This window comes from Rhodococcus sp. OK611 (assembly GCF_003050885.1).
GTDB lineage: Bacteria > Actinomycetota > Actinomycetes > Mycobacteriales > Mycobacteriaceae > Rhodococcus_G > Rhodococcus_G oryzae.
Genome location: NZ_QAOZ01000016.1, coordinates 21,043 through 43,383, shown reverse-complemented (window position 1 = coordinate 43,383; position 22,341 = coordinate 21,043). Strand labels below are relative to the sequence as shown.

Genomic DNA, 22,341 nt, shown 5'->3' with positions numbered 1-22,341 from the left:
CCTACGCGACCTGGATGGAGCGCTTGGCCAGGCCCATCCAGAACCCGTCGATCACCTGCGAGGGCACCTGCTCGGGGTCGCTGGACGCACCGAGCGTGACGAACAACGGGGCGAAGTGCTCGATGGTCGGGTGCGCGTAGGGCATCCCGGGCGCCTTGGCGCGGAAGTCGATCAGCGCGTCCACATCGGCGGCCGCGAAGCGCTCCCCCGCCCAGGCGTCGAACTCGGCTGACCAGCCGGGCGCCTGCGCGGTGGGCGACGGATCGCGCAGAAACGGCAGTCCGTGGGTGGTGAATCCGGATCCGACGATGAGCACGCCCTGTTCGCGCAGCGGACGCAGTCGTTCGCCCAGGTGCATCAGCCGCTCGGGGTCGAGGGTGGGCAGCGAGATCTGCAGCACCGGGACATCGGCGTCGGGGTACATGACGCTGAGCGGCACGTACGCGCCGTGGTCGAGGCCGCGGCTCTCCTGATGCGCGACCGGCTCGTTGTCCGGCATCAGCGCGGCGACCTGCCGGGCGAGCTCGGGGGCGCCGGGCGAACAGTAGGTCGCCTCGTAGTACTTGCGGGGGAACCCACCGAAGTCATAGATCAGCGGGGTCCCGGTGGCGGTGGAGCCGATGGTGAGCGGAGCCGACTCCCAGTGCGCGGAGACCACCAGGATCGCGGTCGGGCGCGGCAGCCGGCTCGACCAGGCCCCGAGCTGGGAGACCCAGAGATCGTCGTCGACAAGCGGAGGGGCGCCGTGGCTGAGGTAGAGCGCTGGCATAGCGTAATCGCTCATAAAGACTCCTAACATTGAAGCTTCAAGTATCTTGAGAAATCAACGTAGCAGCACGACGAATATTTCCGATGGAGGTCGCGATGACGCGGTGGTTGAGCGCGGAGCAGCAGCAGGCCTGGCGCGAGCTGGTCAACGTGATGACCCGTATGCCCGCGGCGCTGGACACCCAGCTGCAGCGCGACTCCGGGCTGACGCACTTCGAGTACTTCGTGCTCTCGGCACTCTCCGAGGAACCGAACCGCCGGCTGCAGCTGAGCGCGCTGGCGAATGCGGCGAATGCCTCGCTCTCCAGGCTCTCGCACGTGGTGACCAAGCTGGAGAAGGTCGGCTGGGTGCGCCGCGAGAGCATCATCGGCGCCCGCGGATCTCTGGCCGTACTCACCGACACCGGCTATCAGAAGGTCGTCGAGGCGGCGCCCGGCCACGCCGAGACGGTGCAGGCGCTGCTGTTCGACGGGCTGGACGAGCGGCAGGTGCGCGAGCTCCTCACCCTCGGCACGGCGATGGTCGCGCAGCTCGACCGCGGCCTCGCCGCGGGCAACGGCCAGGCCTGAGGGCGGGCCGCTCGATCAATCCAGCGGGACGCCGCCGACGCCCCAGTTCTCCCGCGGCACGTCGGTGAGGGTGACCCACACCTGCGCGGGGTTCTTCCCAGTGGCCTCGGCGTATGCCTTGGTGACGGCCTCGATGGTCGCCTTCTTCTGTTCGGTGGTGAGTCCGGGTGTCTGGCTGATCTGAATGAGTGGCATAGGAAGAACTGTGCCACAGGCCTATTCAGCGCTTCCTACCCGTGATTCAAGGGTGCGTACCCACCCCAGAAGAACAGGCCGAGCCTCGGCTAGTGCGTCCATTCTCGATCTCCTCCGTCTGATCTGATGCCCATCCCCACGGATCGAGGAGTCACGATGACCAACCCCAACGATTTCGAGTCCCCAACGACGGATCGAACAGACGCGACATCCCAGGCTGCGGCGCCCACATGTTGCAGCACCGAACGACAGGCCACCTGCTGCGACCACAGCGAGAAGTCGACGTGCTGCGGTCCGGCGGCGACCGCCGGCGGTGGATGCGGCTGCCAGTAGCCCTCAGGGCAAGATGCGGCGCGGTGCGAGCGAATGGGCTCACACCGCGCCGTCGTCTTGCCCGTGACCTCGCGGTCGTCCGGTCGCCGATCTCGTGCGGGTATGCCTGTCTACTGGTCCGCGGGTGAGGTGGCTCCGCAGGCGCACGATCCGCTGCGGGGCTGGTAATCGTGCACGTGGCCGGTCCGGTCCTGGCTGATCTGACAGCAGGCGTGCAATTGGGCCTGGAGGGCGGCGCGGCCGCGTTGGACTCGGGATTTCATCCCGGACACCGAGATTCCCGCCTCGTCGGCGGCCGCGGCGTGAGTTCGGGCGTCGAGGTCGACCATCTTCACCGCCGCGGCCTGCTCGGCTGGTAGCGCCGACAGCATCGGCACCAGACAGGAGGCGAGTTCTTTCTCCGCCGCCTCGTCGGCGTCCGGCTCGCCGTCGGGAGGATTGTCGGGAACGCTGTCGACGGTCAGCTCGCGGCGACGTGGCGCCGACCGGTAGTAGTCGGTGATCGCGTTTCGGGTGATCGCATACATCCAGCCCAGGAGGCGGTCCTGCTCGCGGAGGTTGTCGAGGCTCTTGGCCATCCGCAGGAACACGATCGACAGAATGTCGTCGGCGTCCTGGGGCCGCGAGACCCGGCGGGCGATGAAGGCCCGCAAGTCGCTAGAGAAGCGGCGCCAGAGTTGGTCGAGATCAGCTGACTCCGGTTGGGGTGCCGTGGTGGTGGCCGTGTCCTCGCTCATGATCCTGGTTCCTCTCCGTCTCCAGCATCCCCGCATGGCGGCGGGGTCGCGACCCCTGAATTCAGGGTCCTCGCGGAGGTACCGACGGCGGTGACCGCGATGGGACGCACTCTGCGTCCGAATTGGGGGTGCCTCGTCTGTATGGGTGTCGATGTTGATTCCGGATTCTCCGGTTCGACGTACCAGTAGAAGCGTGATGAGGAGGTGTGAGCGATGCTGACGACACATCTGTTGTCGGATCTGACCAGCGAAGAGGTCGATCTGATCGTGGCGGAGGAACTGCATCTGCTCGACGCCGCCGCATGAGCGCCGCCGACGCCCGCACCGGGCGCATCCGCTGACCACAGCGCTCTCCTGGCCCCTACCTCTCTCCACCGGATAGGGGCCACAAGAGTGCCGGGGGTCCGGACGGACAGCGCACACGAAGAACCCGCCCGTCTTTTCCGTGCGGAGGTGGAAGGAAGGGCGGGCGTGTCGTCGTTCAGCGGACGCGTGGCGACCGAATCAGTCGAATGAGGACGGGGACCGCGGTGACCGCGACCCACAACCCGATCGCGGCGACCAGGGCGGCGACGGTGTCTCCGGCGGTGGCGGTGCCGAGCACGTGTCCGCGCAGGGCGTCGGTGGCGTGCGCGACCGGATTCACCGTCGCCATGGCCTGCATCCAGCCGGGCATGGTCTCGAGCGGCGCGAACGCACTCGAGATGAACATCAGCGGCATCATCACCATCATCCCGGCGAACTGGACCACGTCCGGGCGGCGAAGCCGGTCCCCGATCAACCCGAACAGGGCGCTCATCGCCGCGGCCAGCGTCACCAGCACCACGACCGCGGCGACAGCATCCATCGCGGTTCCGTAGAACTCGAAACCCAATGCGACGGCAGCGATTCCGAGCAGCGCAGCCCGGGCGAGGGTGAATACGGCCTCGTTGATGGTGCGAGCAACCCCCGGCAGCGCCGCCCGCATGGGCAGGGCCGCGAAGCGGTCGTGCAGGCCGTTGGTGTGATCGATCGCGGCGGAGACACCGGCGTTGGTGCCGGCCATCACGGTGGAGACGGCGAGCATCGCTGGGGTGAGGAAGACGACGATGTAGCTGGTCCCGGCCGGGAAACCCGGTCCGGCGGCGACGCTGCGGAATACCTGGCTGAACAGCACCAGCATTGCCATCGGCATGGTCAGCGAGAACATCAGCAACTGCGGGACTCGGGCGCTGGTGCGCAGGTTCCGGACGGTGAGGGCGGCGAGCTGGTCCCCGATCCGGGGACGCTCGATCGAAGGCGTGGTGGTGGTCATCGGTGTGCTCCGGGGGTGTGGGCGAGGTGGGTGAAGACGTCGTCGAGGCTCGGGGAGGTCACGTCGAGGTCGGTGATCTCGATGCCGCTGCGGTGCAGGTCGGAAACCAGTGCGGTCGCGGCGGTGGCATCGTCAACGGTGACCGACACCCGAGCCCGGTCGCCGTCGACCCGATTGGCATCCGGGATGAACGGCAGATCGGCGAGCTGGCCGGCGGGGATGGTGGCGCTGAGTACCTTGCCGCCGACAATCCGTTTCAGCTGTGTGGGGGTGCCGCGGGCGGCGACCCTGCCTCGACTCAGAACCACGATGTGGTCGGCGAGCCGGTCGGCTTCCTCGAGGTACTGGGTGGTGAGCACGACGGTGGCGCCCGCGGCGGTGAGCTCGTCCACGACGTCCCACAGTCCGGCGCGGGCGAGGGGGTCCAGGCCCGTGGTCGGCTCGTCCAGGAACAGCACTGACGGGGACCCGACGAGACTGACGGCAAGATCGATCCGGCGGCGCGAACCTCCGGAGAGTTCCCCGACCCGCCGGGTCGCGTATTCGTGCAACCCGAGCCGGTCGATCAGCGCGTCGGCCTGGGCGCGGGCGGTGCGCCGCAGCCCGGTCAGGCGGCCGATCAGCTCCAGGTTCTCCCGGGCGGTGAGGAATTCGTCGAGTCCGGCGTATTGGCCGGTCACCCCGATCCGGCGACGCACCGCGATGGCGTCACCGACCACGTCGAGGCCCTCGATCTGAACGCGGCCGATGGTGGGCCGCACCAGGGTGGTCAACGTCCGGATCAGGGTCGTCTTGCCGGCACCGTTGTGGCCGAGCACCCCGAGCGTCGTCCCAATGGCAGCTTCCAGGTCGACGCCGTCGAGGGCCCATGTTTTGCCGTAGGCGACGTGCAGATCCTCGACCACGACGGCCGGGGCGCTCATCGCACACCCCCACGGTGGTCTCCGGCGGGGCGGGCGGACAGGTGGGTGGTCATCGGAGGTTCCTCTCGGAAGGTGTGCTCCCACCCGGTGGTGGATAGGAGTTCGCTTCCTCAGACGAACCAGCCGCGAATTGGACGCACCCGCCGCCGAATCACGTGGATCGAACGCGGGTTCCGGTGGTCAGGTTGCGGCTTCGGCGGTTCGGCGGGGCATGCTGGCGGCGGCGAACACCGCGGCGAGGAGGGCAATCGCGCCGAGGACGAGGTAGGTGCGGGCGTAGCTACCGGTCCACGAGGACAGCGCGGTCCCTGCCCAGGGTGCGAGCGCCATGACGATGACGATCGGCGCGGTCATGAGCCCGTTGAGTCGGCCGTAGTGCATTGCTCCCCACCTGTCGGTGATGGCGGTGGCTTGGACGAGGGTGAAGACGCCGCGGACCAACCCGGCGCCGATCGCGACGCCGATGAGAGCGATCACCCCGCCTACCAGGCCGAGCAGTGCGGTCGTCATGGCGGTTGCTGCGATGATCGCGACGGCTCGGCCGCGGGGGCCGGTGTGCGCGGCGATCGGCAGGTAGCCGATACGTCCGAGGACCTGTCCGGCTCCGCCTAGTCCGAGGGTCAGTGCGGCGAGGCCGGGGCTGAAGCATTGTTCGATGAGCAGTGGCACGAGGTTGAACACGGCGGCGAATGCGGCGAATGCGGCCAGGCTCAGCGCGATCACCAGGGCGGTGAATGCCCGGCTGCGGGAGGCGTCGCGGTGATCGACCGCGGAAGTGCCTGGATGCCGGGGTGGGTCTGGCCACTGGCCGCGCAAGCCCAGAAAGTGGGCGGGGATGGTGACTGCGGCGAGGATTGCTGCGAGGACGACATAGGTTGCCCGCCAGTCGTATCGTTCGACCAACGCCGCAGAGGGTGTCAACTTTTAATTGACACCGCAAGGCGTAAACGTTAGCTTTACAACATGGGTAGCAGTGAAGATCCCGAGCGAATCGCGAGACTTCTTCGGACTCTCGGTCAAGCGGCCGAAGAGCTGCAAGGAGCGGCCTCGCACCCGATATTGCTGGTACAGGGGGCCATTGACATTCGGTCCCGGGCCGAGGGCCTCTTGGCCTTAGCCGTTGACGAGGCACGCCGAACGGGCTGCACGTGGCAGCAGATCGGTGATCTGATGGGGATATCACGCCAGGGGGCGTTTCAGAGGTTCGGTCACCCACTCGATCCAAGGACGGGACAGCCCATGGACAAGACCACATTGCCCGGCGCCGAGGCGCGCGCACTCGATCTGTTCGATCTGATCACGACCTCGCAGTTCGAGGCCGCTGGTGCCGACTTCGACGAGACGATGACCGAGAAGCTGCCAACAGACACCCTCGCCAACAACTGGGCGCAAGCAATCTCCCAGGTAGGCGAGTACGACGGTGCCGGCACCCCAACCGTCCGGCGCCAGGGCGACTACACGGTGGTCGACATCCCGCTCAGGTTCGAGGCCGGCGAACTCGTGGGCCGCGTCGCGTTTCAGCGAGATGGCAAGATCACGGGTCTGTTCTTCCTCAACCCCGATTTCGTCAAGCAGCACTGAGTCGTCGGCGGCCGGACACTTCGCGCTCGCCCGGTTTGCTGTCGGGTACTCGCCAGCGGGTGATCCACGACAGATCCGCGCCGACTGGCACGAGGAGGATGAGCAGGCATCCCCACATCGACAGGGCGAAACTCCACAGCCCCATGTTGATACCTATCAGCAGATGAAGTGAGAATCCGAGGACCAGCAGCGGCTTCTTGAACCCCCGCGGCAGCAAGAGACTGATCCCCAGTGCAACCTCGAGCGCGATCGGCAGCCACGTCGTCAGAGCGAGGAGGGCCGGGTGGTTCGTGATCGCATACGACAGCGGTGCCGACCAGCCCGGCGAACCGAACTCGGGGTGGCGGAACCAGTAGTACATTGCCTGGCCGGTTATCCACTCACTGTGGCTGAGTTTCGCGATGCCGCTTTGGAGGTAGAGCCACGAGACTTGCAGCTGGATCACCGCGATGCTCAGTGCTCCCACGGCGACGCGAAGCCACTGTCGCATCGAATCCGGGGCGGCATCTACTTCCATTCGTTGCCAGTGCCAACGGCGGCGGTCCGTCAGCAGGAGCGGAATCAGGAGCAGTGCCACGATCGCGGAAATCTGGTCTCCGCCATCAACAATCGAACTATTCGAGAACACGCTGAAGGCCACGTACCAGTGCGGGATGGCGGTCACGCACGGACGCCACCCGACTACCACCGCGGCGAGAATCGAGATGGCGATCCAGCGCTTGAGCTCGAGGTCTCCCGCGCCGCCCACGCAGAACAGTCCGATCTTCGCCACGCTGTCGCATTGGACCGACTGCGGATTGCCGACCGTCGGGAAGAAGAGGTCTGAGGTGGGGGTGAACAGCAGGGTGAGGAGCGGGGTCATGGCGAGCAGTGCCCTCGCCAATCCGTAGGTGTTCGACCACGGCATCCGGACACTCAACGGTGCGTTCAACCACTGACTCAGTGCGGATCGCACGTGATGTCCAATCCAATTCCGCGTTCGTCGACGAGGCTGTCGCTCAGGAGATTTCGGTATGCCCACGGGGCGAGTGTTCTTCCGATCACGACGACGCTGCCGCAGTACAACGGGGCGGGCTGTGTGTTGTGCACCTGGTAGGTCTTCTCCGTTATGAACTGTCGGCACGAATCGGCGGACTCGACCTGGCACTTCGTCCACTCCGAGTCCTTGATGTCGTGCAGTATCAGGGTCAGTTCCGCGACCTGCTTGCGCGATTCTCTGTCCAGGCCCAGGGCGTTTCCGACGCTGGAGTGCGGTGTCTCATCGAGAGGCACTAACTGCCCGTCCCGGTCTGAGAATGCTCCGAAAGACTCTTCCTGCGGCGACCGCGTGAAGAAGGCCCATCCCTGCGGAAACAGATGGGCCATTCCCGTCGCTACGGGCGAGCTCGCCCCGGGGAGGGCTGCAACACCATGGGGCAGCTGTACCTGGATCACGTACAGGGCTATGAGAAGCAGTGGCGCGGCGAGGGCAAGGAGGACCTTGCGCGGTATCGCAACCAATTGGTTGGGATTCCGGTCCTCGGATCGATCTTGGGCATCAGTCGACGCTGCCGCTGGGACAAGCGATGCGTGCTCGGGATCGGTAGTCTGCAAGCGCTCGTCGTCGTGCTCGTCCGATCGGCCGCTCACCACGCCGCTCCCGGGGCCTGCTGAAGGCATGGATGCTCGAGCGTTGCTATGCGTTCTTCAGTACTTGAGTGAGCTCAGCGATTGCCTGTAGCGGTGCCACGCCGCCGCCACTGCTACCAGCGAAGACGGCGTTCTGATTCCATGCAAGGTTCGTGTCGAGGGCGGCGTTCACATTCCAGGCCGCATTCGAGTTGAGGTACAGGTTCGTATCGATCTGGACGCCGTTGGGAGTGACGGTCGTCAACGGCGTGACTCCCTGCGATCCGAGCTCAGCGCTGGCACTGTCGAGCGCAGCTTGGACCACCAATGGGTTGCCGGATCGCATCTTCGTGGAGAAGGCGGAGAAGTATCCCGGCGAGGTGGAATTGATTGCCTCAACGACGGCGTCGGAGGCAGCGAGCTGCTGCGCGGTGACAGGGATTGGACCACCCTGTTCCTGGCCTTTGAAGATGAGGCTCGTGAGCGGACCCTTTGCGAATGCGACGGCGTTGAAGATGGTCTTGCCGTCGTCCGCAGTGCCCGCGATCCGCGTCATCTGTGGCTCTGGTGTCGGATGAGCTGACGACGCCGAGTTCCCGGCCGAAAATGTCACGCCCGCAACGGCCGCGATCGCCGTTGCGCCACACGCCGACCAAACCTTCAGTGAACGAGCCTTGCCAGCCATTCGACCCCCCGATAGCCAGGTATCGCGCCGCCCCGATGCGACGCGAGGAATACCGTTCAGCAAGCTAACACCACTGGAACACGCACGCAGCGCATTTCGCCCCAACCGAAGACACGACGCGTACGTCGATCGTCTCAGTTCCTCGGAAGTGAGACGGTCATGACCCGGGCTCATCGGAGCGGACTACCCCAGGTCGCAGCGTCTCATAAGTTAGTTCCACTTCTGCATGTCAGAATTCCCGTACGGAACAAACTTTCGATACGATCCTCTGTGTAGAGCTTGGGTACGCGCGGGTGTCGACGAACAAGCAGGACCTCGAGCGGCAGATCGACGCGCTGACCGCGGCGGGGATCGACCCGGCGAACGTCTACGTGGACAAAGAAGTCCGGGGCCACCACCGACCGTCCCGGACTGGGCACACTGCTGCGCTACGCGCGCGACGGCGATGTCATCGTCGTGCACACCCTCGACCGGCTCGGCAGGACCGTACGCGACACGTTGAACCTGATACACGACCTACGCGAGCGCGGCGTCGGGATCCGGAACCTGGCCGACCCGATCCGGATCGACTCGACGAACCCGGACGATCCGATGGCCCAGCTGGCGGTGGCGCTGCTGGCACTGTTCGGGCAGATGGAACGGACCTACGCGATCGAGCGGGCCGCCCAGCTCGCCTACGCCGCCCAGCTGCGCGACGCCGGCGCCACCGTCGCGGAGATCACCGCGAAGACCGGGCTGACCCGCTCCACCCTCTACCGGCACCTACCGCCCCGGGCACCCGAGACGGTCACCGCCGACGCAGCCAGCCCGGGCGAGAGAGATTCCGCGTCAAAGTCTTCCGTCGCGCAGACGCAATCCGCGGACTTGGTCTGCCCGACCTGCGGGCACCGGCCCGCCACCCGCGCCGAGGCCATTCCGCAGCGCGACGACCTCGCGATCCTCTGGTTGCACCTCGATGAGCAGAACCGGGTCCACGAGCAGCATCATTGCGTCAGCTGCCAGCCGCACGGACACGTCCTGACCGTCAGCTGCAGCCGTTGCGGAGACGGCCCCCTGGTGACCGGCGCCGCCAGTGACGAGCTGCCAAAGCCGGTCCTGACATGGCTCGACGGTCACGGATGGACGACAAACCCTGAACTGGTCTGCGGTCGCCACAACAGGTGACACCCGTACCTGGGGACGCCGCCGAGATCATGGGCGTGCCCACCTTCAAGTTCAAGCCAAGACACCGACAACATCATCAGCGGCCCCCGCCGGATCGGCCACAGCCTGGCACCGATCAGGGGACGCGGCCCGTTTCGGCCGTACTCCGGCCGGCCCCCTAGTAGAGGATCCCCCAGCAGGTGATCTCGGTCAGGCACAGCGTGGCCAGCACCCGCCGCAGGCCGCCCTTGTCGAGCGTCTCGGTCTGCGGTGGGGCCGTCGTCGTCTCGGTCACGCCGACTACTGACCGGTGACGGGAGCGAGGGTCACCAGTTCGGACTCGGGCGCGGCGCAGCAACCACCCTCGGCCGCCGCGGTGTCGGGCTCGTCGAACACTCCCGCACCGCCACAGACTCCGGTCTCGGGCAGGGGCAGCTCGACCCGGTGCGCGGCCTCTTCGTCACCGGCGAGGTGCGCGGCGATGCTTCGAACCTGCTCGTAACCGGTCATCGCGAGGAACGTCGGGGCACGGCCGTAGCTCTTCATGCCCACCAGGTAGACATCCGGTTCGGGGTGGCTGAGCTCGCGGACGCCGTGCGGGTAGACCGTGCCACAGGAGTGCACGTTCGGGTCGATCAGCGGCGCCAACTCGACCGGGGCCTGCAGAACCGGGTCGAGCCCGCGACGGATCTCCGAGAGCCACGACAGGTCCGGGCGGAACCCGGTCAGCGCCACGACGCGATCGACGTCCTCGATACGCTGCCCGCCATCGGCGACCATCGCCACCGGCCCCGCGCCGTTGGATTCGACGGTGGCGGTCCGGAACCCGGTCACCACCTGCAGTACCCCGTCGTCGACGGCCTTCTTCGCCCGCAGCCCCAGCGCCCCGCGAGCCGGAAGTTGATCGGCCTCGCCGCCGCCGAATGTGGATCCGACATCGCCGCGCCGCACCGCCCAGGTAATTCGGGTGCCGGGCGCCTCGGCAGCTAGCGCCGAGAGCGCCACGATCGCGGTCAGAGCCGAGTGGCCGGCGCCGGCGACCACTGTGTGTTTGCCCGCGTGGTCGGCGCGAACCTTCGCGTCATCGAGGTCGGGGACGCGGTACTCGATCTGGGCCACGGCAGCGTGCTCTCCGAGGGCGGGCAAACCCTCACCGCCGAGCGGGTTCGGTGACCCCCAAGTGCCGGTCGCGTCGATCACTGCGCTGGCGAGGACCCGGTCCTCGGATCCGTCGGCGCGGCGGATATGCACGGACAGCGGCTCGCCATCGCAGCCGGCGTCGACGACCCGGTCGCGGCCGCGACGTGCCACCCCGAGGACCTCGGTGTTCAGCTTCACCACGTCCCCAAGCGCAGCAGCCAGCGGGACAAGGTATGCACTCGCCCACTGCCGTCCCGTTGGGAAAGTCTCGGCCTCAGGGGCAGTCCATCCGGTCTCTTCGAGCAGACGCCTCGCTGCCGGGTCCACCAGCTCCGACCACTGGGAGAACAGTCGGACGTGGTTCCACTGCGCGACGGCCGAGCCGGCGCTGGAGCCTCGCTCGAACACGAGCGGCGTGAGGCCGCGCTCGCGCAACTCTGAGGCCGCAGCCAGGCCGATTGGTCCGGCGCCTACAACAACCACGGGCAGGTCAGTCATCACAACTTCCTTTCATCGACGATCATCGATCGAACCTGATTCGACTATATCGACGCCCATCGATGAAGACAACCATCGACGTTGATCGATATAGTGAGGGCATGACTTCCCTGGAGATGCCGGTCGTACTGACCGCCCGCCCAGCCGGGGCAGACGCGCTGGCCCTCGAAGATGCGTCGACCTACGCCGGCTGGTTCGCCTGCCTTGCCGACCCGACGCGGGTGCGGCTGCTGCACCAGGTCGCAAGCCACCCGGCAGGGATCACGGTCGGCGAGTTGGCCGAATCGCTCGGGGTCGGTCAGCCGACCGTGTCGCATCACGTCCGCAAGCTCGCCGACGTCGGGTTCGTCAACGTTCACAAGGACGGCACCAGCACCGTCGTCGTGGTGAATCCCTCGTGCTGCACCGGCCTGCCGCAGGCCGCGGACGTAGTCATGGGCGTCCTCCCGCCGCGGCCGTGCTGCCCAGATGATCCGCCCGCCGACGTCACAATCCGTGCGATGGGCGACGACGACTGGGACGCGGTGCGCCGGATCTATGCCGAGGGCATCGCGACCCGAATCGCGACCTTTGCCACCGAAGTTCCCGAGCGGGAGGCTCTGGACGAGCAGTGGCTGTCCGGTCACCGTTGGGTCGCCGAGATCGACGGCGCCGTGGTCGGCTGGGCCGCACTGAGCCCGGTCTCGACCCGGGACTGCTACCGCGGGGTCGCCGAGAATTCGGTGTATGTCGCCGAGGGCATGCGCGGCCGCGGGGTCGGCAAGGCGCTGCTGCGGACCCAGGTCATCGCCGCCGACTACGACGACCTGTGGACTCTGCAGACCTCGATCTTCCCGGAGAACCGTGCTTCCATCGCTCTGCACCACTCCGCCGGATTCCGGACCATCGGTGTACGCGAACGAATCGCCCAACTCGACGGACAGTGGCGCGACACCGTCTTCCTCGAGCGCCGTTCCGCCGCCGGACAGCTAGGCGCACCAACTCAATCGTCCGACCGGTAGCCCCCGTCGCTGCGTGGGCGGGACAATGATGAACGGGGGTTCCCCACGTCGGAGCAGGCACCCGTGATGACCAGACAGACACCGGTGGATCGCGCCGCCATTGCCGCGGACCTCGAGTGGCGGCGGGTATCGCTACACAAACTCGTCGAAGGCGCGGGCGACGATGACCTCGACCGACTCTCGACGGGAACTCGGTGGACCAACGAGCAGCTGCTGTTTCACATGGTGTTCGGCTACATGGTCGTTCGTCGGCTGCTCGTCGTGATCTGGGTGTTCTCGCGACTACCCGAGAGCGTGAGTCGACTCTTCGCGCGGGCGCTCAACGCTACAACGCCAGTGTTCGACGAGGTCAACTACCGGGGATCATGCTTGGCGGCACGGGTGTTCGATCGTCAGCGGATGGGGCGGCAATGCGATCGAGTCATCGCTTCGCTCGAGCATCGCCTCTGGAACGAGTCAGAGGCCGACCTCCGTCGCGGCATGCACTTCCCGACCCGCTGGGATCCGTTCTTCGCCGACTACATGACCCTCGAGCAGGTGTACCGGTACCCGGGAGAGCATTTCGACTTCCATCGGCGCCAGCTCGCGCTCGGATGAGCGTGGCCTCATCTCGTTTCGATCTCCCTGCGCAACCGGTGATTCTCGAGTTGGTCACGCGAGTATTTCCACGGTCGGTATCTTCAAAGTTTCTGTCCGCGAACCTGATTGACGCCTTCCGACGACGAACACCACGCGGTCATATCTGGCCCGAACGAACCAACGGGCGGCGTTAGTTCACCGGTCTCGCGTCTGCGTGTTCTTTCCGGTCGCGCCGCCGTTGCGAGCTTCGATCGCCTCGACGGACTTCCTGAACGGCTTTCCCAGGACGCGGGTGCCGAAGACTCCGAGCACACCCGCGAGAAGCCGTCCCCTGAGGTTCTTGCCGTCGCGGACGATGACCGCATCCACCTCGGTCTCACCCGTGGGCTGCTGTGTGATGGTGTAGATGTGGCCCGAGGCACCACCCCACAGGTTGGAGTCCGTTGTCGTCATCACGACGTGATGGGGGTCGGTCCAGTCGTAGTGCAGAGTTTCCCAGATACCGTTCGACCCCTCCGTGACATCGGCATCGTGGGGGCCTTCGTGGTGCACCTTGAGGTAACTGTCTGCGCTGTTGCCGAAGATTTCCTCGCGACCCGGCCCGAAGTCGGTGAGGCCTGCTAGGACCTGCTCGGGCGTCGCGGTGGTCGTCTGGTGGAGATGGATCGTGGTCATGGCCGCTTCCTGACACTTGGATGATCCGCTCCGGTCCCGAAGAGCCGGGGGGTTTGACACCTCCAGCACACCACTCGCGCGAACATCGCGAAAGAGAGCTGATCGAGGGCAAACGCTTCTCGATACCCGGCCCCCGCGGCGACCGCCCTGGAGCAACGCAGCGGCAGGTAGGTCACTGTGCTCCCACAGGGTCAGCCCATCTCGGCGTGCTGGTAGCACCACCGCCATGACTCGCCGGGCTCGTGCGATCGCATGACGGGGTGTCCGGTTTGGTCGAAATGCGCGGTCGCGTGCCGGTGAGGGCTCGAGTCGCAGCACCCGACGTGCCCGCAGGTGAGGCACATCCGCAGGTGCGCCCAGTTCTGTTCGCCGAGCGCCGTGCATTCCTCGCAGAGGCCGGGTGTGCGCGGCTCTGGGTCCGGCCCGGTCGCCGCCGCGAGTTCGTCGCAGGACTCGGCCGCGGCCGGATCCGGGGATCCGACACGAATGTGGTCGGCCGCGCGCCGGAGAACTCTCTTCATCACCTCTCATCCTGCATGCTGCAGGGTGGGATATCCACACATCCGACCGCTGGGACGGAGACCGCCGTGAACGTGGCCCTGCTCGCCGTCGCGGTGGCGGCGCTGCTCACCGCCGCCCTCGCGCGCCGCTTGAACTGGTCGGCACCGCTGCTGCTGGTGCCGGTCGGACTGGCCGGGTCGCAGATCCCCGGACTTCCCGACACCGCGCTCGACCCCGATCTCGTGATGTTCGCGGTGCTACCGCCGCTGCTCTACTCGGCCGCACTCGACAGTTCCTCGCTGGCGTTGCGCCGCAATGCGCGTGCAATCGGGCTCCTCGCGGTCGGGTTGCCGCTGGCCACCACCGCCGTCGTCGGGGTCGTCGCGTACCTCAGCATTCCCGAGTTTCCCCTCGCCGCCGCGCTGGTACTCGGGGCGGTCGTGGCTCCGCCGGATGCGGTGTCCGCCAGCGCGATCGGACGACGCCTCGGCCTGCCCCGACGGATCATGACACTGCTCGGCGGCGAAAGCCTGCTCAACGACGCGACGGCGCTCACCGCCTACCGTGTCGCGCTCGCCGCGGCGGTCGGAACCGGTGTGACCCTGCTGGAGGGAGTGCGCACCTTCCTCGGTGCCGCGGTCGGCGGCACGCTGATAGGCCTCGGGGTCGGGATCGTCGTCGCCGTGATCCGTTCGAGGCTCACGGACCCGGTGATGGAGAGTGCCATCGGGCTCGTGGTTCCCTTCGTCGCCTACCTGGCGGCCGAGGAAGTGCACGGTTCCGGGGTCATCGCGGTCGTTGTCGCCGGCCTGTACCTGGGCCAGCGGTCGACCCGCGCCGGATACGCGACCCGCCTGCAAGACACCGCGGTGTGGAAGGCCGTCGACGTAGTCCTCGAGTCGTTCGTCTTCCTGCTGATCGGGCTGCAACTGCCGAGCGTCGTCCAGGGGCTCCACGGCCGCAGTGTCGCCGAAGTCATCGGAGCGTCCATTGCCGTGCTCGCCGCCGTGATCGCCGTCCGACTGCTGTGGGTCTACCCCGCGACCTACCTCCCCCGTCTGCTATCGGTGCGGATCCGCGAGCGGGAGCCGGCGCCGCCTCCCCGCGGGGTGTTCGTGGTCGCGTGGTCCGGCATGCGCGGGGTGGTCTCGCTGGCCGCGGCCTTCGCGATTCCCCTCACCGTCAATTCGGGCGCCCCCTTCCCCGGGCGCGACATGATCCTGTTCATCACCTTCGCTGTCGTGGTCGGAACCCTCCTCCTGCACGGGCTGACCCTGCCGTGGCTGATCACCAGACTGGGGGTCGACAACGAGGAAGAGCGCCGTAAGGACGCGCTGTCACTGGCCGCTGCGCAGGACAAGGCCGCACGGGCCGCGACGGAGTTGCTCGACAGTCTCGTCGCAAACGCCGACGGGGACCCCGCCGCCGTCCGTGAGCGGGCCGCAGAGATCCTGCGCACGTGGAGCGAGCACCGCGCCCACGCGGCATGGGAGCGGCTCGGGCGCAGCGAAGCCGAGTTGGGCGAAAGCCCATCCGCCGCATTCCGCGCACTGCGCCTGCAGATGCTGGATACAGAGCGAGGCGTGTTCGTCGCGGAGCGTGACAACGGACGAATTGACGACGAGGTATTGCGCCAGGTGTTGCGCGAACTCGACCTCGAGGAGGCAACCCTGAACCGGGAGTAGGACCATACTGGAAGGCGGTTTGGCGAACGGCAGCCGCGAATGGGAGACCGATGGTACAGCCGGCAATTCTCAGCGTCGATGACGATCCGAGCGTGTCCCGCGCCATCGTCAGGGACCTACGCCGCAATTACGGCGAGAAGTACCGGATCATCCGGGCGCAGTCCGGCGAGGAGGCACTGGCCGCGCTCAAGGAGATGAAGCTGCGCGGCGACCCGGTCGCCGTCCTGCTCGCCGACTACCGGATGCCGAGCATGAGCGGCATCGAGTTCCTCGAACAGGGCATGGACCTGTATCCCGCGGCAAAGCGTGTGTTGCTCACCGCCTATGCCGACACCGATGCCGCGATCGACGCGATCAACGTCGTCGATCTCGATCACTACCTGCTCAAGCCGTGGGATCCGCCCGAGGAGAAGCTGTACCCGGTGCTCGACGCCCTGCTCGACGCCTGGGTGACCTCCGATCGCAAGCCGGTGACCGAGACCAAGGTGGTCGGGCACCGGTGGTCGGCGCGGTCCTCGGAGGTACGGGAGTTCCTGGCGCGCAACCAGCTCCCCTACCGGTGGTACATGTCCGACGAACCGGAGGGTCAGCGTCTGCTCGAGGCCGCGGGGGCCGACGGCATGTGTCTGCCCGTGGTGATCACATGCGCCGGGCATGCCCTGGTGGAGCCGAGCGACTCGGAGCTGGCGCATCACGTCGGACTGGCCACCACCCCCGCATCGGACTTCTACGACCTCGTAGTCATCGGCGGCGGACCGGCCGGGCTCGGCGCGGCCGTGTACGGGGCGTCCGAGGGTCTACGCACCGTCCTGATCGAACGCACCGCCACCGGTGGGCAGGCCGGGCAGAGTTCCCGGATCGAGAACTACCTGGGATTCCCGGATGGCCTGTCCGGCGCCCAGCTGGCCGACCGGGCCCGCAGGCAGGCCGCCAAGTTCGGCGCCGAGGTGATCACCACCCGGGACGTCGTCGCGTTGGAGGTGAACGGGTCCGCGCGCACGGTCCGCTTCGCCGACGGCGCGTCGCTCGACGCACACACCGTGATCCTGGCGACCGGGGTCTCCTACCGGCAGCTGTCGGTCCCCGGACTGGGCGAGTTCACCGGCCGCGGGGTGTATTACGGATCCGCGGTGACGGAGGCCGCGCGGTGCAGCGACCAGGACGTGTACATCGTCGGCGGCGCGAACTCGGCCGGTCAGGCAGCCGTCTATCTCGCCAGGGGTGCGCGCTCGGTGACGATCGTGGTGCGGGCCCGCTCGCTGGACGACTCCATGTCGCACTACCTGATCCAGCAGATCAAACAGAACCCGAGGATCGCGGTCCGGGCCTGCGCGGAGGTGGTTGGCGTCGAGGGTGACGACCATCTGGAGCGGATCACGTTGCGCGACAACACCACGGGCCGCACCGAGACCGTCGACGCGCACTGGCTCTTCCTGTTCATCGGCGCGGCGCCGCGTACCGACTGGCTCGACGGCGTCGTGGTGCGCGACGACCACGGGTACGTCGTCTCCGGTCCGGACCTGGTCGTCGACGGCAAACGGCCGCGCGGCTGGGAACTCGAGCGTATGCCCCAGCACCTGGAGACCAGCGTGCCCGGGGTCTTCGCGGCCGGGGACGTGCGCTCGGACTCCGCGAAACGGGTCGCGTCCGCGGTGGGAGAGGGAGCAATGGCAGTGATGCTCGTGCACCGATACCTGGCCAAGCCGTGACCGCCGAACGAGCGGTTACGGCAGAGGAACTGCGGACGCTGTTCCTGTTCGAGAAGCTCGACGACGAACAACTCGGGCAGCTGAGCCGCGCCGGGCGACTCGAGGTGCTCGAGCCGGGCCCGGTCTACCGCGAGGGCGACCCGGCCACCTGCTTCTACGTACTCATCGAGGGCGCGGTGGTACTCACGAAACTCTCGGGCGGTCACGAGGTGGAGATGGTGCGCACCTCTCATCGCGGCTCGTATTCGGGCGCGTGGACCGCCTACATGGGTGACCGGGTACCGCAGCTCTACAGCGCATCGATGACCGTCCCCGAGCGCTCCACCTTCTTCGTCCTGGACGCCGGCGACTTCGCGCGGTTCATGGAGGAATGGTTCCCGATGGCCCTTCATCTACTGGAGGGGCTGTTCTTCGGCAACCAGAACTCCCGCGAGATCCTCGACCAACGGGAGCGGCTGCTCGCGCTCGGATCCCTGTCTGCCGGACTCACGCACGAGCTCAACAACCCCGCCGCGGCCGCGGTCCGGGCAACGGACTCGCTGCGGGACCGGGTCGCCGGCATGCGGCACAAACTGGGGATGATCGCCTCGGGGGCATACGAACCCGCCACCCTCCAGGCGCTCATCGAGATCCAGGAGGAGGCCGTGAGACTGGTCGCCAAGGCCCCGCCCCTGAGCCCGCTGGAGGAATCGGACCGAGAAGAGGCATTGAGCGAGTGGCTCGACGACCACGGCATCGCCGGCGGGTGGAACCTCGCGCCGACCTTCGTGCAGGCCGGCCTCGACGTCGCCTGGCTCGAGCGGGTCGCGGCCTCGACCGCGCCGTCCATCCTCGGGGGCGCCGTCGCCTGGCTGAACTACACCATCGAGACCGAGCTGTTGATGAACGAGATCTCGGACTCCACCAAGCGGATCTCCTCGCTCGTCGGCGCCGCCAAGCAGTACTCGCAGATGGACCGCGCCCCATTCCAGGTCTCGGATGTGCACGAACTGCTCGACAGCACACTGGTCATGCTCAGCCGAAAGATCGGCCACGACATCGACGTGGTCAAGGACTACGACCGCGCCCTGCCCCACGTTCCCGTGCACGCCGCCGAACTCAACCAGGTCTGGACCAACCTCATCGACAACGCGGTGGACGCGATGGGCGGCCGCGGCACCCTCACCATCCGCACCTACCGGGACGGCGACTGCCTGGGCGTGGCCATCGGGGACACCGGACCGGGCATCCCCGACGAGGCCCGCGACCGCATATTCGAGCCGTTCTTCACCACGAAGCCGGTCGGGGAAGGTACCGGGCTCGGACTCGACATCTCGTGGCGGATCGTCAACAAACATGGGGGCGACATCCGCGTGGAATCGCGGCCCGGACACACCGAATTCGTCGTCCGCATTCCGCTCGCCGGCCCGGAGGGAGGCCACGATGACTGAGATCGTGAGTGGCGCCATAACGCCCGCATCAGCGAAGCAGACCGGGACACCGAGATAGCTATGTGCTCGACCTGCTGGTCGGGTTGGTCGACAGTGGATACATGCGAGGAATCGACTTCGACGAACCGGGACCTCCCGGGGTGCTGAAGTGGCGGGAGACGGCACTGGCCGAGCCGACGCCGTCCGACGTCGTGGTCGACGTCCGGGCCGCCGGGATCAACCAGGCCGACCTCCTCCAGCGCGAAGGCCGGTATCCGGCCCCGACCGGGGCACCCCGCGTTCTCGGCCTCGAGTGCGCGGGCACGATCCGCTGGGTCGGCGATCGGGTGATCGGGTGGTCGAAGGGCGATCGGGTCTGCGCGCTGCTCAACGGCGGCGGGTACGCCGAACAGGCCGTGGTGCCGGCACGCCAGCTGCTTCCCATCCCTGACGGCCTGGACTTTCCGCACGCGGCGGCGCTGCCCGAGGCGTCGTGCACGGCGTACGCCAACCTGACACTCAAGGCCCACCTGCGCCCTGGGCAGTGGGTTCTCGTGCACGGCGGCGGCGGCGGCATCGGGACGATTGCCGTCCAATGGGCCAAAGCATCCGGCGCCCGGGTGATCACCACCGTCGGAAACCGCGCCAAGCTCGACCCCGTCATGCGTCTCGGTGCGGACGTCGCCGTCAACTATCGAACCGACGATTTCGTGACGCGTGCGCTCGACGCCACCAACGGCCGCGGCGTCGACGCGATCCTCGACATCGCTGGTGCGCCGTATCTGCAGGAAAACCTCGAATGTCTCGGACCTGACGGACATCTCGTCATCATCGGTGGAACCCTCGCACCCACCGAACTCGACCTCGGACTGCTGTTCAGCAAGCGTGCCAGCGTGGCGACAACATCACTACGCTCCCGACCACCCGGCCAGAAGGCCGCCATCGTCGCCCGGGTCCGCAAGTACATGTGGCCTCTGATCGACCAAGGGGTGATCGCCCCAGTGGTCGACACCGTCCTACCCATGCCCCTGGCCGCCGAGGCGCACGAATTCCTGTACAGCGGCCGAGCCTTCGGCAAGGTCGTCCTCGTCTCGCCGTGAACCATCCGGAGGAGGGACGGGATTCCCCATACGCACCGGATCAGGAGATCGTGAACAGCGGTCCGGTGATGGTCAGCCCGAGATCACCGGTGTGGGCGAAGAAGGCGAACAGCATCAGTGCCGCACCGGCCAACGCGATGTCCTTGTTGAACTGGATCATCTCCATCTGCCGGGCCTGAGGGTCGGATTCGGACCAGAAGTTGTGCATGATGGCCGCGGTCGGAACGAGGAAGGCCACCAGCAGGAGCGAGCCGAGATCGGCCCACACGCCGAGGAGCACGCTCAGCGCGCCCACGACCAAGAGCACACCTGAGAGCAAGACAGAGACCTGCGCCATGGGTACGCCCTTGCTCTCGGCGTATTGCGCCATGGTCTTGGACTGGGTCAGGTGGCCCAGCGCGGATGTGAGGAACAACGCGGAGAAGAGAATTCGGCCGATGAGAACGACGATGTCCATTGTCTACCTCCAGGTGTTTGTGAGGCTGGTCAGTAGTGCGCCGGCGGCGGCTTTGCCTGCCGACCTCCGCTCGCCGACTCGGCGAGGGTGTCGCGTACCAGAGGGAGCATGGTTGGCTGCGATCTTGCGGACGACGGTGTCCGATGACCAGACGTAGAGCGCGCAGTCGAGGTTACCAACTGAGTGCGAGGTACGAACACCACGTCCATAACGCCGCGCACGGCCACCCGCTCCGGCTCCGGCCCCGGCCCCGGCCCCGGCGACCAGCCTGCGGGACTGAGCTGCCTCCCCCAGCATGTTCCATTCCGAGATAGCCACTTCTGGCCTTGGCTCGGCGCTACGTGTTGGCAGAGGAACCATCACGTATTCGGGCGTTCCGGGGTTCTGTGCACGAAGGACAGCCTTGGCCACGGAACAGACCTCGGAGCGACTGAGACACTCACGTTGCGGGCGGCGTGAGTATCGACCGTCCGAGCCACCGGCACCCGATGAGGGCCAACTCGAGGTCGAGACGCTCGTCGTCGAGCGGCCGGCCCCGCTCCTCGAGCGCCTTGTCGACGCGGTACTTGACCGTGTTCTTGTGCAGGTGGACGCGATCGGCAGTCGCCGTGTAGCTCCCCTGCGCATCGAGGAAGGTCAGCAGCGTGTCCCGGAGCCGGGCCGCGTGCTCGGTGTCGGCGGCAAGCGGGCCCAAGGCCCGACCGACCATCCGTCGCGCGCCCTCGACATCCGCAGCGAGCATGGCGGCCACCCGCACCTCGGCATCCGAGAAACTGGTCAGCGCGCGGGCGTCGCCCTGCGCGACCAGGGCGACCTGTTGGGCACGGACCGCCTCGAGGTGACTGACCCGGAAGCCGGTGGCGCCGGCGACAGGACTGCCGGCCGCCACGAACACGCCTCTCCCGTCGTGGTCCAACACCGCTTCCAGGCCGTCCACGGCGGGCGGGGCGGGTGTGCGTCCCAGACCGATCCATCCCCAAGCCGTAATACTGTCCTTCGGAAGGAAGAGCGGATCCCCCGCCGCGCCAGCCGTCCGGCTCAATTGCTGCAGCACGCGTTCGAATCGTCGCAGGTCTGCGCCGGAATCCCCGCGATCGGATCTCCAGAGCACCACGCCCAGGTGATGCTGCCGCAGGCGGTACCCGAGAGAGGCCTCGGCGGAGGCCACATCGATCCGCCTGCCTCCGAGCAACTCGTCGAGCGTGACGGACCGGACGGTGTTGCGGGTCGCCAGCCAACGCTCGAGTTCGGATTCGTACTCGTCGACGACCTGCTCCGTGATCGCGTCGATGTACTCGAACGTGGTTCCCATGATGAGCTGACCGGCGGCGAAGGCCACCCTGGCATCCGTTTCACGTTTCGAGATCTCGTCGAAGGCCCAATTGAGAACGTGCTGCTGCCCGAGCCGGTAGGCCCTCACCAACGCATTCGGTGAGATCCCCCGCTGGGCGAGCCGCCGGGCATACTCCTTGGCCACCGACGGCGACGAGATCTCGCCCACGGGTATGTCGTACCGCAGCGTGTCGGCGAGCATCTCCAGGTTGCTCTCGACGCTTGCCCGCAGGAGGTCGAGGATCTGCGGACCCTCCCGGACGTCCTCGATGGATCGGGCCAGCTCAGCGGCCAGGGGCCTCGTCAGCCTCGGCGCGTCGATACTGAGCGTGGTCGCGACCTCCACGACCAGTGCAGCCGCCCGGCGATGCAGGTCGGGGTCCTCCGCGGAAGCCATCGAACACCTCCCGTCGACATC

The 22,341-nt window shown here is 67.1% G+C and carries 22 protein-coding genes and 1 pseudogene; 9 read left to right on the top strand and 14 right to left on the bottom strand.

Annotation, left to right across the window (positions count from 1 at the left end; all coding sequences use genetic code 11):
- Position 1 precedes the first annotated feature (1 nt).
- Positions 2-784 carry a dioxygenase family protein gene (locus C8K38_RS20110; protein ID WP_097213191.1) on the bottom strand — a complete coding sequence of 261 codons (783 nt, stop codon included), beginning with the start codon at positions 782-784 and terminating at the stop codon, positions 2-4.
- Between the two features lie 80 nt (positions 785-864).
- On the opposite strand from C8K38_RS20110, the gene C8K38_RS20105 reads away from it, so the two are divergent.
- On the top strand, positions 865-1,338 hold the full coding sequence (locus C8K38_RS20105) for a MarR family winged helix-turn-helix transcriptional regulator (RefSeq protein ID WP_097213272.1): 474 nt from the start codon (positions 865-867) through the stop codon (positions 1,336-1,338).
- 15 nt (positions 1,339-1,353) lie between these two features.
- Here the strand turns inward: C8K38_RS20105 and C8K38_RS20100 are convergent, their stop codons facing one another.
- From C8K38_RS20100 to C8K38_RS20080, 5 genes are all read right to left on the bottom strand, one after another.
- Positions 1,354-1,533: a tautomerase family protein gene (locus tag C8K38_RS20100; protein WP_097213190.1), complete on the bottom strand. Its 180-nt coding sequence runs from the start codon at positions 1,531-1,533 to the stop codon at positions 1,354-1,356.
- A 443-nt stretch (positions 1,534-1,976) separates the two neighbouring features.
- On the bottom strand, positions 1,977-2,603 hold the full coding sequence (locus tag C8K38_RS20095; RefSeq protein ID WP_097213189.1) for a sigma-70 family RNA polymerase sigma factor: 627 nt from the start codon (positions 2,601-2,603) through the stop codon (positions 1,977-1,979).
- Positions 2,604-3,084: 481 nt separating this feature from the next.
- On the bottom strand, positions 3,085-3,897 hold the full coding sequence (locus C8K38_RS20090) for an ABC transporter permease (protein WP_097213188.1): 813 nt from the start codon (positions 3,895-3,897) through the stop codon (positions 3,085-3,087).
- Positions 3,894-4,820, bottom strand: a complete 927-nt coding sequence (locus tag C8K38_RS20085; RefSeq protein ID WP_097213187.1) for an ATP-binding cassette domain-containing protein — start codon at positions 4,818-4,820, stop codon at positions 3,894-3,896. The genes C8K38_RS20090 and C8K38_RS20085 overlap by 4 nt, the downstream gene beginning before the upstream one ends.
- A 180-nt stretch (positions 4,821-5,000) precedes the next feature.
- Positions 5,001-5,723, bottom strand: coding sequence for a hypothetical protein (locus C8K38_RS20080; RefSeq protein ID WP_257017636.1), 723 nt, complete (start codon positions 5,721-5,723; stop codon positions 5,001-5,003).
- Positions 5,724-5,783: 60 nt separating this feature from the next.
- Between C8K38_RS20080 and C8K38_RS20075 the strand changes: the two genes are divergently transcribed.
- Complete coding sequence (locus tag C8K38_RS20075) at positions 5,784-6,401, top strand: DUF3887 domain-containing protein (RefSeq protein WP_097213186.1); 618 nt, start codon at positions 5,784-5,786, stop codon at positions 6,399-6,401.
- On the opposite strand, the gene C8K38_RS20070 is transcribed toward C8K38_RS20075, so the two are convergent.
- The 3 genes from C8K38_RS20070 to C8K38_RS20060 are packed head-to-tail and all read right to left on the bottom strand — an operon-like array spanning position 6,388 to position 8,694.
- The gene (locus C8K38_RS20070; RefSeq protein ID WP_097213185.1) at positions 6,388-7,308 is read right to left on the bottom strand and encodes a sporulation-delaying protein SdpB family protein; all 921 of its coding nucleotides are present in this window, start codon (positions 7,306-7,308) and stop codon (positions 6,388-6,390) included. The genes C8K38_RS20075 and C8K38_RS20070 overlap by 14 nt on opposite strands.
- A 32-nt stretch (positions 7,309-7,340) precedes the next feature.
- Positions 7,341-8,030, bottom strand: a complete 690-nt coding sequence (locus C8K38_RS20065) for an SdpA family antimicrobial peptide system protein (protein ID WP_179800648.1) — start codon at positions 8,028-8,030, stop codon at positions 7,341-7,343.
- Positions 8,031-8,076: 46 nt separating this feature from the next.
- Complete coding sequence (locus C8K38_RS20060; protein WP_143548496.1) at positions 8,077-8,694, bottom strand: hypothetical protein; 618 nt, start codon at positions 8,692-8,694, stop codon at positions 8,077-8,079.
- Positions 8,695-8,987: 293 nt separating this feature from the next.
- Here C8K38_RS20060 and C8K38_RS20055 point away from each other — a divergent pair.
- Positions 8,988-9,858 (top strand): annotated as a pseudogene (locus tag C8K38_RS20055) (recombinase family protein).
- Between the two features lie 279 nt (positions 9,859-10,137).
- Here the strand turns inward: C8K38_RS20055 and C8K38_RS20050 are convergent.
- Positions 10,138-11,475 (bottom strand): NAD(P)-binding domain-containing protein, encoded by a 1,338-nt coding sequence (locus C8K38_RS20050; protein ID WP_097213182.1) that lies wholly within the window; start codon positions 11,473-11,475, stop codon positions 10,138-10,140.
- 101 nt (positions 11,476-11,576) lie between these two features.
- Between C8K38_RS20050 and C8K38_RS20045 the strand changes: the two genes are divergently transcribed.
- Positions 11,577-12,476 carry a helix-turn-helix domain-containing GNAT family N-acetyltransferase gene (locus C8K38_RS20045; protein ID WP_179800647.1) on the top strand — a complete coding sequence of 300 codons (900 nt, stop codon included), beginning with the start codon at positions 11,577-11,579 and terminating at the stop codon, positions 12,474-12,476.
- Positions 12,477-12,542: 66 nt separating this feature from the next.
- Entirely contained in the window at positions 12,543-13,073 is a 531-nt protein-coding gene (locus C8K38_RS20040; protein ID WP_097213271.1) for a DinB family protein, read from the top strand.
- Positions 13,074-13,250: 177 nt separating this feature from the next.
- Here C8K38_RS20040 and C8K38_RS20035 read toward each other — a convergent pair whose 3' ends face one another.
- Positions 13,251-13,730 carry a hypothetical protein gene (locus tag C8K38_RS20035; RefSeq protein ID WP_097213180.1) on the bottom strand — a complete coding sequence of 160 codons (480 nt, stop codon included), beginning with the start codon at positions 13,728-13,730 and terminating at the stop codon, positions 13,251-13,253.
- A gap of 191 nt (positions 13,731-13,921) precedes the next feature.
- Positions 13,922-14,251: a UBP-type zinc finger domain-containing protein gene (locus C8K38_RS20030; RefSeq protein ID WP_097213179.1), complete on the bottom strand. Its 330-nt coding sequence runs from the start codon at positions 14,249-14,251 to the stop codon at positions 13,922-13,924.
- Positions 14,252-14,317: 66 nt separating this feature from the next.
- On the opposite strand from C8K38_RS20030, the gene C8K38_RS20025 reads away from it, so the two are divergent.
- The 4 genes from C8K38_RS20025 (at position 14,318) to C8K38_RS20010 (ending at position 20,134) form a co-directional block, all read left to right on the top strand.
- Positions 14,318-15,916 carry a Na+/H+ antiporter gene (locus C8K38_RS20025; RefSeq protein WP_097213178.1) on the top strand — a complete coding sequence of 533 codons (1,599 nt, stop codon included), beginning with the start codon at positions 14,318-14,320 and terminating at the stop codon, positions 15,914-15,916.
- Positions 15,917-15,966: 50 nt separating this feature from the next.
- Positions 15,967-17,625 (top strand): FAD-dependent oxidoreductase, encoded by a 1,659-nt coding sequence (locus C8K38_RS20020; RefSeq protein ID WP_097213177.1) that lies wholly within the window; start codon positions 15,967-15,969, stop codon positions 17,623-17,625.
- Positions 17,622-19,055, top strand: coding sequence for an ATP-binding protein (locus C8K38_RS20015; protein ID WP_099459059.1), 1,434 nt, complete (start codon positions 17,622-17,624; stop codon positions 19,053-19,055). The genes C8K38_RS20020 and C8K38_RS20015 overlap by 4 nt, the downstream gene beginning before the upstream one ends.
- Positions 19,056-19,156: 101 nt before the next feature.
- Positions 19,157-20,134: an NAD(P)H-quinone oxidoreductase gene (locus tag C8K38_RS20010; RefSeq protein WP_097213270.1), complete on the top strand. Its 978-nt coding sequence runs from the start codon at positions 19,157-19,159 to the stop codon at positions 20,132-20,134.
- 40 nt (positions 20,135-20,174) lie between these two features.
- Here the strand turns inward: C8K38_RS20010 and C8K38_RS20005 are convergent, their stop codons facing one another.
- Both C8K38_RS20005 and C8K38_RS20000 read right to left on the bottom strand, forming a co-directional pair.
- A complete protein-coding gene (locus C8K38_RS20005) occupies positions 20,175-20,591 on the bottom strand; it encodes a DoxX family protein (RefSeq protein ID WP_097213175.1) in 417 nt (138 codons plus the stop codon).
- 439 nt (positions 20,592-21,030) lie between these two features.
- Positions 21,031-22,320 carry a PucR family transcriptional regulator gene (locus tag C8K38_RS20000; protein ID WP_097213174.1) on the bottom strand — a complete coding sequence of 430 codons (1,290 nt, stop codon included), beginning with the start codon at positions 22,318-22,320 and terminating at the stop codon, positions 21,031-21,033.
- Positions 22,321-22,341 lie beyond the last annotated feature (21 nt).

Excerpts from the sequence above, each read along its gene's own strand:
- C8K38_RS20070 (WP_097213185.1), bottom strand. The coding sequence starts at position 7,308 with ATGCCGTGGTCGAACACCTACGGATTGGCGAGGGCACTGCTCGCCATG.
- C8K38_RS20110 (WP_097213191.1), bottom strand. The coding sequence starts at position 784 with ATGAGCGATTACGCTATGCCAGCGCTCTACCTCAGCCACGGCGCCCCT.
- C8K38_RS20020 (WP_097213177.1), top strand. The coding sequence starts at position 15,967 with ATGGTACAGCCGGCAATTCTCAGCGTCGATGACGATCCGAGCGTGTCC.
- C8K38_RS20035 (WP_097213180.1), bottom strand. The coding sequence starts at position 13,730 with ATGACCACGATCCATCTCCACCAGACGACCACCGCGACGCCCGAGCAG.
- C8K38_RS20085 (WP_097213187.1), bottom strand. The coding sequence starts at position 4,820 with ATGAGCGCCCCGGCCGTCGTGGTCGAGGATCTGCACGTCGCCTACGGC.
- C8K38_RS20005 (WP_097213175.1), bottom strand. The coding sequence starts at position 20,591 with ATGGACATCGTCGTTCTCATCGGCCGAATTCTCTTCTCCGCGTTGTTC.
- C8K38_RS20105 (WP_097213272.1), top strand. The coding sequence starts at position 865 with ATGACGCGGTGGTTGAGCGCGGAGCAGCAGCAGGCCTGGCGCGAGCTG.
- C8K38_RS20045 (WP_179800647.1), top strand. The coding sequence starts at position 11,577 with ATGACTTCCCTGGAGATGCCGGTCGTACTGACCGCCCGCCCAGCCGGG.
- C8K38_RS20010 (WP_097213270.1), top strand. The coding sequence starts at position 19,157 with ATGCGAGGAATCGACTTCGACGAACCGGGACCTCCCGGGGTGCTGAAG.
- C8K38_RS20075 (WP_097213186.1), top strand. The coding sequence starts at position 5,784 with ATGGGTAGCAGTGAAGATCCCGAGCGAATCGCGAGACTTCTTCGGACT.
- C8K38_RS20030 (WP_097213179.1), bottom strand. The coding sequence starts at position 14,251 with ATGAAGAGAGTTCTCCGGCGCGCGGCCGACCACATTCGTGTCGGATCC.
- C8K38_RS20100 (WP_097213190.1), bottom strand. The coding sequence starts at position 1,533 with ATGCCACTCATTCAGATCAGCCAGACACCCGGACTCACCACCGAACAG.
- C8K38_RS20060 (WP_143548496.1), bottom strand. The coding sequence starts at position 8,694 with ATGGCTGGCAAGGCTCGTTCACTGAAGGTTTGGTCGGCGTGTGGCGCA.
- C8K38_RS20040 (WP_097213271.1), top strand. The coding sequence starts at position 12,543 with ATGACCAGACAGACACCGGTGGATCGCGCCGCCATTGCCGCGGACCTC.
- C8K38_RS20050 (WP_097213182.1), bottom strand. The coding sequence starts at position 11,475 with ATGACTGACCTGCCCGTGGTTGTTGTAGGCGCCGGACCAATCGGCCTG.
- C8K38_RS20090 (WP_097213188.1), bottom strand. The coding sequence starts at position 3,897 with ATGACCACCACCACGCCTTCGATCGAGCGTCCCCGGATCGGGGACCAG.
- C8K38_RS20000 (WP_097213174.1), bottom strand. The coding sequence starts at position 22,320 with ATGGCTTCCGCGGAGGACCCCGACCTGCATCGCCGGGCGGCTGCACTG.
- C8K38_RS20095 (WP_097213189.1), bottom strand. The coding sequence starts at position 2,603 with ATGAGCGAGGACACGGCCACCACCACGGCACCCCAACCGGAGTCAGCT.